A 631-nucleotide genomic window follows, 5' to 3' on the forward strand; every position below is an offset into this window, starting at 1 on the left:
CATCGCGCTGATGGCCTACGGCGTGGGCGAGTAATCGTCCCTGATCGTCGTAGGAGTATTCGCTGAGCAGCAGACCTTGTTGGCGTTGCAGTTCGCGACCGGACTGGTAGACATGGCGGGTCAGCGGTGTGCCGTTGAGGTCGATGTCGGTCAGCGCGCCACCCTTGGCGCGGCGGTAGTCGAGCACGCTGTTGTCCGGCAGGCGCATGCGCTTGAACTGGCCGCAGGCGTCGTAGCGGTAACGCAGGGTGCCCCAGCCCTGATGCTCGGTGATCAGCCGATCCTGACGGTCGTACTCGAAGGCCAAAGGATGTTGCTGGCCGTCATCGACCCCAATCAAACGACCGAGGCGGTCGTATTGGTAGGTGACCTTGATCCCGTCGGGCAGGGTTTTGACCAGCAGGCGGCCGGCAGCATCGCGCTCATAAGCAGTGACTAACTGTGAACCGTCATCGCCGAACTCGGTCTTTTCCAGCAAATGGCCGTTAAGGTCATAGGCGTACGCGGTGCGGCGGCCGTCAAAACCGCTTTCCTGACGAATCAGCCCGGTGGAGGTGTAATCCAGCCGATACTTTTCCCCGGATTCGTTTTCAATCTCGGTGAGCAGCAGTTGCGCATGGTCATAGCGGTA

The 631-nt window shown here is 60.5% G+C and carries 1 pseudogene; it reads right to left on the bottom strand.

What is annotated here, in order from left to right:
• Nucleotides 1-631 (bottom strand): annotated as a pseudogene (locus tag AC0ZWN_RS28830) (type IV secretion protein Rhs); the annotation flags it as partial.

The sequence above is a fragment of the Pseudomonas sp. 3B-A001-10F genome (assembly GCF_056313565.1).